General features: G+C 42.2%; 7 protein-coding genes. 3 read left to right on the top strand and 4 right to left on the bottom strand.

Features of this window, described 5'->3' with window-relative positions:
* Positions 1-2,130, bottom strand: a complete 2,130-nt coding sequence (locus L1266_RS05090) for a winged helix-turn-helix domain-containing protein (protein ID WP_235377026.1) — start codon at positions 2,128-2,130, stop codon at positions 1-3.
* Positions 2,131-2,460: 330 nt separating this feature from the next.
* On the opposite strand from L1266_RS05090, the gene L1266_RS05085 reads away from it, so the two are divergent.
* On the top strand, positions 2,461-5,481 hold the full coding sequence (locus L1266_RS05085) for a TonB-dependent receptor domain-containing protein (protein WP_235377025.1): 3,021 nt from the start codon (positions 2,461-2,463) through the stop codon (positions 5,479-5,481).
* A 48-nt stretch (positions 5,482-5,529) separates the two neighbouring features.
* Here L1266_RS05085 and zapE read toward each other — a convergent pair whose 3' ends face one another.
* Entirely contained in the window at positions 5,530-6,639 is a 1,110-nt protein-coding gene (gene zapE / locus L1266_RS05080) for a cell division protein ZapE (protein WP_235377024.1), read from the bottom strand.
* 58 nt (positions 6,640-6,697) lie between these two features.
* Here zapE and rsuA point away from each other — a divergent pair, with 58 nt between their 5' ends.
* On the top strand, positions 6,698-7,396 hold the full coding sequence (gene rsuA, locus L1266_RS05075) for a 16S rRNA pseudouridine(516) synthase RsuA (RefSeq protein ID WP_235377023.1): 699 nt from the start codon (positions 6,698-6,700) through the stop codon (positions 7,394-7,396).
* A gap of 154 nt (positions 7,397-7,550) precedes the next feature.
* Positions 7,551-9,125 carry a methyl-accepting chemotaxis protein gene (locus L1266_RS05070; RefSeq protein WP_235377132.1) on the top strand — a complete coding sequence of 525 codons (1,575 nt, stop codon included), beginning with the start codon at positions 7,551-7,553 and terminating at the stop codon, positions 9,123-9,125.
* 61 nt (positions 9,126-9,186) lie between these two features.
* Here L1266_RS05070 and L1266_RS05065 read toward each other — a convergent pair whose 3' ends face one another.
* The gene (locus L1266_RS05065) at positions 9,187-9,969 is read right to left on the bottom strand and encodes a YggN family protein (RefSeq protein ID WP_166340496.1); all 783 of its coding nucleotides are present in this window, start codon (positions 9,967-9,969) and stop codon (positions 9,187-9,189) included.
* A gap of 105 nt (positions 9,970-10,074) precedes the next feature.
* Positions 10,075-12,504: a zinc-dependent metalloprotease gene (locus L1266_RS05060; RefSeq protein WP_235377022.1), complete on the bottom strand. Its 2,430-nt coding sequence runs from the start codon at positions 12,502-12,504 to the stop codon at positions 10,075-10,077.
* Positions 12,505-12,601 lie beyond the last annotated feature (97 nt).

The raw sequence follows: 12,601 nt of genomic DNA, 5'->3' as shown, positions 1-12,601 counted from the left end.
TTACTTTGGTAAATAAGCTGCGGGTAAACGCTTGATTTCTATCTCAGGCGATAGATACGCAGTGTAAACCAACCAACGTTCATCGGGTATGTAGGTCAGACCCGATGAACGGCTATATGCGCGCTCAGGCAAAGCAATTAAATCATGATGTTGTTTACTAGCTAAGTCATAGTAGCTAATACGATAATCACCTCGGCGCTCTTTATAATAATAAATACGCCCTTCATGATACGCGTTTTTTGCTATTCGTAACCACGCATATTTGCGCGCCAACTTAACATCGTTCACCAGCATTTCTTCAACACCTGTATCATGATGTTTAATCCAAATAGCATGGCGCGAATTGGTAAATAAAATATCGCCCGATTGTGTTTCAACGCCATACTGTGCTGGCATTTCAACAGCTTTTCCTTGGTTTTTTCCTGATAAATCATAACGGTAAAGATAGTCACCATCAGAGACTAAAAAATGCTGACTATCAGCACTAAACTTGGGTTTAGCAGCATAGCTAAATGGCAGTTCGATTTGTTGGCTTTGCTCTACTTTGAAATCATAAAAAAATAAACGAGCGCTGCCGTTATCGTTCAATGAAAACAAGATATAACGTCCATCGGCTGACCAGGTCGGGTCACGGATCTCAGCGGTACTATGTGAAATATTAGTAAGCTGTTTTCGCGAGCTACTATCGGGGTTTACAATCCAAAGCTGCGAACTGCCTGACTCATTCGACACATACAGCAGTTTATTCTGTTGCTGATTATACTCGGGAAAGAGCGAGCTAAAGTTAGTCGACAACATAGAAAATGGCGAGCTTGCTACCTGTTCGTCTATTTTCAGTCGCGTGATCACCTTATCTAAATCCCATTGATGATAATAAACACTCCCATCGCCACTGAAGTTAGGTGAACTCATACCAGCAATTTGCGTGTTGATTAAGGTTTTATTCTTAATATCATAAAAATAGCCATAACGCTTACCGCCCTCTACCGCACTAAACGCTAATTGCTCTTTAGACGGATGCCAATCTACACCATGAATATCAACAAAATCATGAGTTAGCCGTTGGCTTTGCCCTGTTTTTACATCTATTAAAAACAACGCTTTTTGGTTGTTTTTAACATTACGAGTAACCACAATTCGCTGTGCATCGGGCGAAAACGACACCGACTCATACACAGTTTCGCAGTCATCATTACAAGGAATAACTGTTTCTTTTGTTTGTTTTTCCTGTAACCCAAGTAGCTTGATACGAGTCACCCTGTTGCCTGACTGCCCAGTATGATCTGCAATGTAGGCTAGAGTTTTGCCATCACTACTGATATCAAGATCTGCTGCATAGCTATTACTGCACTCGCCAAGTACAACACTGGTGGCATTCACCAAAGACAGTTTTACAATTTCACAAACATCTGACGCCATTCGGTAATAGTATAAAGTATTTGAGTCTGGGCTAAACACAGAGCGTCCTTCGGTAAAAGGTGAGTCTGTTAATTGCTTGGCTGGGTGTTCAGGAAAATGTAAATCGCGTAAATAGAGGTTATTTTGTTTCCCAAGTTGTCGCCATGAATACACCAAATAGTGTTGATCATCTGAAATTGAAGGATAAATCTCACGACCAGGGCTTGCCGTCACACTTTCGATGCTATTAAGTGGCAACACAAAGCTTGAATTGATTTGCTCTGAGGGCGATGAGAACAACCAATATATTCCTACTAGGCTTATTAAACAAAAAGCCACAAACAACTGCCTTATTTGTACTGCTGTGATACTAAAGCTCTCGGTTTTTACTTCATCGGCTGTAGCTATTGGTTCAGGCTTTAACAGTACCCGGTAACCCGTTTTACGTAATGTCTCTATATAAGTTTGTTCTGGGTCGAGTTCTTTAAATGTTTTTCGTAAATGCCAAATAGCATTCGTTAACGCTTTTTCCCCAACATAAAAATTACCTTCCCACACATGGTTAATAAGATCTTCACGGGTGATAGGTTCAGGGTAGCGCCCAACTAAACAGCCTAATAGCTCAATAAATTTAGGCTGCAAAAGCTGTTCACTGCCATTGCATATCAGTTTATTTTCGAGCGGGTTAACAACACATGGGCCCAGCTGATAAGCGCGATTAGATGTTTCCATTAACTCTAAATAAAACCTCATTTTAGATAAACAGCAGTGTAAGCCCCTACCAATCTAACGTAAAAGCCAAGTATTAACCAGTCTAGAATTGCAATTTAATTAACAATAAGAATTTTCCTAACGCACTGTTTTTAAATGAATAGATATTCAATAGATATAAAATAGAGACATAAACGAGCAACCTAAGATTGTAGTTAAGTTCACATTTCTATAATTATTTTAACGTCAATACCGACCAACCAGAGTGTTGTTCGCTGTAAATTTTAACTGCCCTTAAAAAGAGCATCACTCTGGTTCTAAAAACTAAAAATATAACAACTAGGAACGCCTGTGAGAAATCTACTAACCAAACCTTGTGCCATTGCACTTGCCGTTGCCAGTGGTTTTAGTCAACATGCTTTTGCAGATGAGGCTGAAATAGCTCGCACTGCCAATACCACCCCAACAGCCAATGAGCAAACTGAAGAACCTGAAAAAATTGTCGTGACAGGTTCACGAATAAAGCGTGATAGTTTTTCCATTTCAACCCCCTTAGTAACGATGGATCGTGACGCTATTTCCGATACAGGATTAAGCAACTTATCAGATATTTTAGTTGATAACATGCCAGCTCTTAGCGAGAGCATCGGTAACACCACCAGCCAATCAAGCGTTTCAACTACCGGTCTATCAACAGTTGAACTACGTAACTTAGGCCCTAATCGCACCTTAACGCTGATCGATGGCCGTCGTGTAGTTTCTAATAGCTACAGCGGCAACTATGTCAGTTTAAATACTATTCCGAGCGGCATGGTTGAGCGCGTTGAAATAATAAGTGGTGGCGCTTCTGCAACTTATGGTGCCGATGCTGTGGCCGGTGTTGTTAATATCATCACTCAATCAAAAAAAGAAGGGTTTGATTTTAAAGCTAAAACTGGCGAGTCAACTGAAGGAGGCAGTAAAGAGTTTAGCCTCGATTTAAACTATGGTACGTCATTCGATGATGGTCGCGGCTATGCTTATTTCAGTTCAAACTGGGACCGTGATTTCGGTATGACTTTTTACGACCGTAAACGCGCACAAATAGAAGATAGCTACGATTACGATAAAGATCGCATGTGTAATGTAATGCAAACAGCAGATGGCGATCAATGTATGCGCGACATCACGCAAGCTGATTGGGTGAGTAAAAGTGATGGTCTTCCTGGTGGTGTGTTTTTAGAAAATGGCAAAAACGACACACAGTTCTGGTACGACGGACAAACCCTGCGTGATGATTGGAAAGGTAATGAAGAAATTTATGGTATCAATTCAAATCAGTATGTAATGCTTGATGTACCAAGCGATAACTTCTCTACTGCAGTTAAAATTGATTATGACCTTACTGACAATGTGATGTTTTACGCGCAAGTGCAATACAGTGAAAGTGATTCGTTCAATCATAAATCACCAGAAGACGAATATGAGGGTGCCACAGCACCGCAGTTTGATCCGGCTACAGGTGAGCCTTTAGGGCTTGTAAAACCGGGTTATATTCCAATTGACAATCCGTATGTTCCACAAGAGATTCTTGATGCAAACCCATACAAAGACCGTATTTATTGGGATCGTCGCTTTCATGAGGTTGGTAACATCACTACTGACAATAGTCGAAAAACTATTCGCAGCTGGGCTGGCCTTCAAGGCACTCTATTTAATGACGAGTGGGACTGGGATTTTTCAGTCAGCTATGGTCGATTTAAACAACATCAAGTACGAAGCAATGAATTAAATACAGTTAGACTTAATCAAGCTTTACAAGCTGAAGAGTTAGCTGATGGCACAATTCAGTGTATTGATGAAGCGGCTCGCGCAGAAGGCTGTGTAGCAATTAACTTATTTGGTGAAGGCTCTATTACCGAAGAGATGGCCGCTTGGATCCGCAGCAACCCAATTATTGATACCGAGATAAAACAATATGGCGCGGTAGGCTACATTACTGGTGACCTGTTTGAGCTTCCTGCAGGGCCAGTTGCAGCTGTGTTTGGTGGTGAATACCGCAAAGATAGCCAAGACCTCAAAACCAGTGATGATATAAAAGCAGGCGGTATTACTTTTAATTATGTGCCTACTTTTTATGGTGAAGTTGATGTATATGAAGCTTTTGCTGAGCTTGCACTACCGCTTTTAAGGGATGCAACATTTGCAAAGTCACTTGATACAGACCTATCTTTACGTGTAGCTAACTACAGTATGAATAATGTCGGGACTGTTGCCAGTTATAAATTAGGCGTAATGTGGGAAATTACTAACGGCTATGCTTTTAGAGCTAACTATGCCCGTGCTCAACGTGCCCCAACTATCACAGAATTATTATCACCACCACGCGGCGACTATGACAGCTATGATGATATCTGTGATGGTCTAACAGCTACATCAACTGACGCAGGGCATGATAACTGCCGCAAAGAGCCAACACTTGCAGCCCTAATCGCAGAAGATCCTAACTTTGAATTTGATGATGATAACAACCGTTATTCACCGGGTGTGGGTAATAAAGAGCTCAAAGAAGAAACCGCTGATACCTATACTTTCGGTGTGAGTATTGCCCCTCAGTTTATCCCTGATTTTAATCTTGCGATTGATTTTTATGACATATCTGTCTCTGATGCTATCTCTGAATTAAGTAATGATAATATTCAACGAGAGTGTTATGACTCAGGTACACAATGGGGTGAAAATAATTCTTTTTGTAATGATATTACCCGTAATGATGAAGGTAATATCATTGAAATAGTACAACGTAAATACAACCTCGATGAGCTAACTGCACGTGGTTATGATGTTTCAGCTCAGTATGAATATGATTTACAAAGTTTAGGTCAGTTGGCATTTAAACTTGACTACAATCATGTCATCGAGAACTCGCAAACATACCAAAGCCCTGATGGCGGTAAAGTGACTACACATTATGCGGGCTATGGCGAAAGTAAAGATAAAGCTTCAATGTCTTTAACTTGGCGAAAAGATGAGTTACGGATCCGTTGGCGTACTAAATACTTAGGCTCATTTAAAGCAAGCCAAAGTAGAGAAGAAGAATACTTAGGCTACTTAGCAGATAATGATGAACGCTGCGCAGAAGGAAGCGATGAATGCGTTACGAACCCTGAAAAACTAGCTTTTCAAGATTACGGCTCATACCTAAGACATGATTTGTCAGTTTCTTATAAATTAGAACTGTCTAACAAAAGTGATTTACGTTTATTTGGTGGTGTGAATAACCTTTTTGATAATAAAGGGGACTTTTACCCATCAGGCCGCGGTAATTATTATTCAAAATACGGTGGTGGCAAGGGGCGCTATGCATACATAGGTGTATCATACAGCTTCTAGCCTCAGCGCTCGAAAATAAGAAGCACGCCTCAGTGGCGTGCTTCTTTATCAATGCCAGCTTTGCATCTCAACTAATCGAGACTCGGTCCTCGCATATTCAAATGCCAGTTTTTGTCCTTGATATAAATCGCTAATGCCCACCTCAGCCGAAATCACCAATAATCGGCTGCGATCATAAAACTCATCAACCAAAGCAATAAAGCGCCGCGCTTCATCATCTAAAAAGTGTTCTTGTAAATCCTGCTTTTCTCGCTGGTAGCTATCTTCAATACCATGCACAATTTGTTTGCCTGTGGCTCCGCGCCCCATTACTGGCACATTGAGTAAATACACCCGCTGAAAACGCTCTGCCAAATCAATATAATCCGCGGTACTTCTAGGCCCTGAGCAAAGCGCCATAAAATCAAACATAATGGCGTCTTGAGCGAGCAAGATACAGCTAAGCTCGCGATGGCAAACCTCTATCGCTGTTTGCCTTTGTATTACTTGCTCTTGCTTTAAAAAGCGCTCTGTTAGCGCATCTTTGTTATTAATAAAATAATGTGCGGTTTGTTTGCCAAAGCGAAAGCGATGATCTGTATCGCCTTCAACACTTAAAACATGGCAATGCTCATTTAATAAATCGATTGTCGGTAAAAATCGTGCGCGCTGTAAACCGTTGCGATATAACTGCTCCGGTTGACAGTTTGACGTTGCAACTAACACTACTTGTTGCTCAAACAGGGCTTTGAATAAGCCACCTAAGATCATGGCATCACCAATATCAGACACAAAAAACTCATCAAAACAAATCAAGCGAATGTGCTCTGCCCACTCTTTAGCAATCACCGTCAGCGGATTTTTTTGCCCTTGCAGCTGAGTTAAGCGCTCATGCACTTGCTTCATAAAATGATGAAAGTGCAAACGCTGCTTAGCGTCAATATTAACAAGCTTGAAAAACACGTCCATTAACATGGATTTACCACGCCCGACTGGGCCATATAAGTAAACCCCTTTTATTGGCTTAGCGCTTTGCCACCAATGGCTTGGTGCAGCCAATTCTGTGGCTAGATTATCAAGAGCATTTATCGCTATGCGCTGGGCACGGTCTTCTTGCAAATCACCTTTGGCTATTTGCGCTTGGTAATGCTGTAATATTTGTCCTTGCTGTACTGTCATAGGTAACTAGTATCCGCTATACTCGCCGCCATTGTAGCCGACTAAAAATGTGATCCCAATGAAATTTCCATGCCGTTTAGATAAATTTATTAGCCATATTGCCGAGTTACCTCGAAGCAAAACCAAAGCAGGTATCAAACGTAAATACGCCACTGTTAATGGCGAGGTGATCACCTCATTTGATTATTCAATCAACCAAGATGACGCCGTGCGCTGGCAAGGCGAGCCGCTGGTGTTTTTAGGCAAACGCTACTTTATGCTCCATAAACCAGCGGGCTATGTGTGTGCCAACAAAGATGACCTCCACCCAACTGTATTCGACTTACTTGATGAACCAAACATGAGCGACTTTCATGTTGCAGGCCGTTTAGATATCGACACCACAGGGTTAGTGATCATCACCAATGACGGCGACTGGTCACACAAAATTACTGCACCAAAGCATAACAAATTCAAAACCTATTTAGTTGAAACTCAAGAACCTATTGATGAAGAAGCCATTGCAGCGTTAGAGCAAGGGGTGCAATTGCACAACGAAAAAGAGCTAACTCGCCCTGCGGTTGTTGAAAAACTTGCAAGCTACAGCTTACGCCTTTCAATTTGCGAAGGTAAATACCATCAAGTTAAGCGAATGCTTGCGGCTGTAGGTAATAAAGTTGTTGAATTACATCGTGAAAAAATAGCTGGCATCACCCTCGATGAAAGCCTTGCAAGCGGTGAATATCGTGCCCTCACAGAAGCCGAACTAAAGCTCTAAATAGGTACTTGAGCAAAAGTCATGATAACGCTGTCATTTCTCCTTAATAAAACCAGACAAACGTGGTAAAAGTTAACAGGGGAAATAATAAAGGAGGCTGACTGTGTTATCAGGACTAGCTTTAAAAACAAAAATCACCTTATTTGCTATCGCTATGTTTATTGCGTTATCTGCGATAGCGTTACTTGGCTTACAATCTTTACGCCATGCCAGCGAAAGCGACAACATCGCGCGTATCAACCAACTCATGAAGAGCACCACCAATATTGTTGAGCAATTTGAGTTGATGGTTAAAAGCAATCAACTCGAAGAAGCACAAGCAAAGAAGCTCGCGATTCAGGTACTTCGAGAAAATAAATACCACGACTCAGAATATGTGTATGTCGTCGACAACAACTTAGATTTTGTCGCCACGCCGCACGACCCAGAACTACACGGCACCAGCTTTAACGATTTTAAAGATGCCAGCGGCAACAGTATCGGCCGTATGGTCGAAAATCTCGTGGGTAACACGACCAATAAAATCATCACCTATCACTGGGATTCGGTGCGAGACGGTGAAACCGTTGATTTAACCTCTGTAGTACAAAAAACACCGCTGTTTGGCTGGTATGTTGGTACAGGCATTAGCGCCAAAGAAGTTGATGAACGTTATTGGAATACTGCAAAGTGGCTGCTGGGCTTATCTATGCTTATTGCCATTGCGCTGACCTTTGCCATTGCCCGCTTTGGTTCATCGCTCACTAATGCCTTGGGCGGCGAAATTGACGAAGTAATTGGTATTGTAAAAAACGTCTCTCGCGGCAACTTAAACTCACATATTCGCCAAGATGCTCCACCTGAAAGCATTATTGCTGCTATGCATTACATGCAGCAAGGTTTACGTGGCGTTGTTGGCGGCATTAAAGGCGTTACAGATAGCTTAAAAAATCAAAGTGTTGATAACGAGTCTCGCTCTGTTGAGCTCGACAAACTCACTCGTAGCCTAAACGAAGAAACTCAAATGGTAGCTTCAGCTATTACCGAGTTAACAGCCTCAGCACAAACTGTTGTAGAACATGCTGAGCAAGCCGCTTACTCAGTGCAAGAAGCTGAGCAACAAGGTCAAAGCGCCAGCCACTTAACCAGCGAGGCTGCTGATACTATCGCGCTTTTAGAGCAGCAAATTGACAGCGCTGGTAATAACATTCAAGTGCTTGATGATGAAGTAAATAACATCGCAAATGTACTGAGTGTTATTCAAGGTATTGCCGAACAAACGAACTTACTTGCGCTTAATGCGGCAATAGAAGCTGCCCGTGCAGGTGAGCAAGGACGAGGTTTTGCTGTGGTTGCTGATGAAGTTCGTGGGCTTGCTCAGCGCACACAAACCAGCACTGAAGAAATCCGCAATATGATTGGCAAACTACAAGCTGCAACCCAAGATGCCAAGTCATCTGTTTCGCTCAGTATGAGTACCAGTGAACAAACCGTTGAAAAGTCGACTAAAGCCAATGAAGAGCTAAAACGCGTTGCCAGCTCACTCAGCGCAATTGCACAAATGAGCCATCAAATAGCCATTGCTGCAAAAGAGCAGCTTGATGCTGGTGAAGACACCGCCAAGCGCATCGTAACTATCTCAGACACGGCTTCACAAACGGCTAATGTATCTAATCAGGCTCATACAGCAACCGATTTGATCAAAGGCCTTACTAGCGATTTAGAAACTGAAACCGCTAAGTTTAGCTAATTCAAACAAGTAAAAACGAAAAAGCCCAGCAACTGCTGGGCTTTTTCGTTTTAAGTTCGTATTAAGACTTTATTTGTACCAAATCAAAATCGGCCATCCCCGGCACCATTTGTTGTAATCGTGACTCAGTGACATCTAATGAGTTCAAACACTCACAGTATTCTGAGGCTTTCATCTCTAATTGCTCTGCTTTCTTTTGTAGTGATTTATCAATTTCTTTTGAGATGATGTCCATACGCTGCCCCATATCATTGATACGGTCTTCGATGTTACCTTCGCGCGATTTAAAGGCATCACCTAGCGAAACTAAAATAGCGCCAAGTGAACCGTGAACTGCAGAGTGAATTTTTTGGCTGATTTCTTTGGTAAAAAAGTCATCGATTTTCGACAGCGACTGCGGAGCAATAAAGAAAAAGTCATCGCCACGCTTAAATTTATCCATTAGTGCACGCTCAACATATTGCAGTTGAGTTTTTAGCACTTCAGGCTCTTTGTCTGACATGCCCTCAACAACTTGCTCGATGGCACTTAAGCCAAGGTTTACACCATCGGTCGCCAAATCAACAAGTTCAGGAACGGTTTGCCTGATACCGCGACTGAACTGCTCCACAACTTGGCTTTCTTCTGGGCTTAAATCAACCCAATAACCTCGTATAAACAATTGGTTATCGTTGTTGATTTGTACGCGAGTTTGACCTTTATCAACAATACGAATGACATCATCAGTGATGATCAAGCCATGGCTTAGCTCTACATCGCATTGTTTTTTTTCTAGGGTTGCGTAACTGGAAAAGCTAGAGAATGTAATGGCCGCTGCTAACAACGAGCGAGAAAAGAACGCCATATACACCTCAAAAAGACAAAAAAGGAAGGCCGCTAGATTAGCAAATATCCAATTTTATGCAAGTAAAACGCCTAGCTATGCTAGGCGTCTTAAAAGAAAGGTGAGTTAAATTGGCGAACCCGGTGGCATTGGCAACACTTTAAAGTTTGCAGGCCATTCACCGTTTTCTAAAAAGTGACTGATTTGCTCGCTTAAATATTGCTTAAATGCACTATTACCAACGGATGCACTGCCTAGCATTGATTCTTGCTGGTAACTCTTTGCAAGTTTAGCTAAGTAGTAACGAAGCTGTGCTTGTACTTCGGGTGCCACCTCATTGCTTGCCACTAAATCGGCAAACTGTTTCGCCGTTAAAAGCTGTACACGTTGGCTAATTTTACCTGCCATCCCTGAAGCAATTTTTTGCTCAAAAACTTGCTGATAAGTTTGTGCTAATAACGCATCTAAACCATAAAATGCATCGCTTCGTGCTTGCTGCTGTGCTAAACGGTTAATGCGTTGGCTATTAAAAAGTAGGCTCAAGCTATGTGCTGCAGCAACTTCAGGCAGCGCCATCGCATCAAGCGTTAGTCCTGTGCGACCAACAATACTTTCGCGTGATTTAGATTCACCATACGCTTTTGGTGGAATAAGCGCTAATACTGACTCAGGTAAAACAAGGTTTTCGGCTTTTAGCGTTGCAAGGAGTGCATCCACTGCTGCTTGTTGCGTTTGCTTTGCCACAACCTGTGCCCCTTTTGGTTGCGAGCCGTCACGTACTTCGTACTCATAATTCACACCAGCAATTAGTTTAACCGCAGCTTCTACTTGATAGCGATGGAACAAATAAAGTGGCACCAGCATTTCTTCTAATTGCGATAACGCAGTGCCTGTTTTGATGTTTTCGATACCAAAGCTCGTCAGCGCTTGTTTACGAACATCAAGTACACGCATTAGCTCATCACTTGGTGAACTGCCGTTATCCCATAAATGCCCTGTTGGGTGAGCACCACCTTGAGCGCGGGCATCACTGTCTGAGATAAACTCCAACCCTTTACTTTTGTTCTCAGCTAAAATAGCAGCCAATTGCTGTGCTTCATCTTGATTGGTGAAGTCGCTATAACCGTATTTGACCACTTGGGTATCCCACACGCCCATGCCAGCAGCATAGCCACGACTTACATCTAATTTACCTTGCTCATTAAAGCTCAGTAGTGGGTGTGGATAATCCATCACAGAGGCTCTGTCTGCCACTGACGCTGCAAAGTTATGCGAAATACCTAAAGTATGCCCGACTTCATGGGCACTTAATTGACGAATACGATCAAGTGCCATGGCTTGTAAGCGCTTAGCCACTTCATTGCCTTCAAAATAGGGAGCTGCTAATGCTTCTGCAATTAGGATATCTTGACGAACACGCAGTGACCCGAGTGTCACATGGCCTTTGATAATTTCGCCAGTTCGAGGGTCAATCACTGAACTGCCATACGACCAACCACGGGTTGCACGGTGCACCCATTGAATTACGTTGTAGCGTATATCCATAGGGTCGGCATCATCAGGGAGCACTTTAACAATAAATGCGTTCTTATAACCTGCTGCATTAAAGGCATCATTCCACCATTTAGCACCATCAAGTAACGCTGTTTTAACTGGCTCAGGTACACCCGGATCTAAGTAATAAACAATCGGCTCAACGGGTTCGCTGATTGGCAGGCTCGGATCTTTTTTCGCTAAACGATGACGTGGAATGTAACGCACATACATAGACTCACCCAGCGCTGCCGCATAATCTTTGTGCTCAATGCTCCAAAAACCTGCTTGAGGGTGGAATTTGCGAGGGGTGTAGTTATCGTCCGGTAACTCAATTAATGAGTGATGCATATGTACTGTCAGCGCATAAGGGTCTGCGCTCACTTGGCGTACATACTTTCCTGGGTTATTACCATGAAAAGTAAGCACGGCTTCTAATTCTGTATTTTTTTCAAACGCTTTTGAACGTGCTAAATATACCGCACTGCGGTTGCTATCTAGATTAAAACTTCCCTGCCCGGTTGCTGATAAACGACGGCTTACACCATGAACATCGCTTAATAAATAAGGGGTGTAATCCACAAGTACCGCAGTATCTGACTGAGCTACAACACTAAAACCCGCTAAAATACTCGATGCGAACGCCTCTTTAATACTTTGTTGTTCCGCAAGGTTATTAGTATTAGCGCGGTAATAAGTATTGATGGCTCTTAGCATTACCTTATCGCCAAAACGCTCAAACTGTACTAAATGTGTGTCACCTAACTGACCGCGATCTAAGCCAATATCATTTGAACCAACACCGTAAGGTAGGCTTTGTTGTAGTAAAAATTGTTGCTCGAGTTTATCCACCTCAAGATACAATTTGCCGTTTTCTGTGTCGTAGTAAAATGAAAAATAGCCTGAAAAATGAGTCATTTCTTCAGTAAAATCATTTATAGACTTAATTGCTGCGTGTGCTTGAGTTATCATAGTTAGTAGCACAGCTAAGAGCAGATATCGTAGTAATGGTATTTTTTGCATAATCTTATCTTTGTTATTCGCGTTTTAAATACTGTATAGGTATTAAGCAGTATAAAGTACCGTTTATAAAAATCAGCTATTTAAGACGAAATTCAGC

The organism is Pseudoalteromonas sp. Cn5-37 (genome assembly GCF_021532495.1).
Taxonomy (GTDB): domain Bacteria; phylum Pseudomonadota; class Gammaproteobacteria; order Enterobacterales; family Alteromonadaceae; genus Pseudoalteromonas; species Pseudoalteromonas simplex.
Note: the sequence above shows the minus strand (reverse complement) of the source record. Positions and strands in the feature narration are given on the sequence as shown.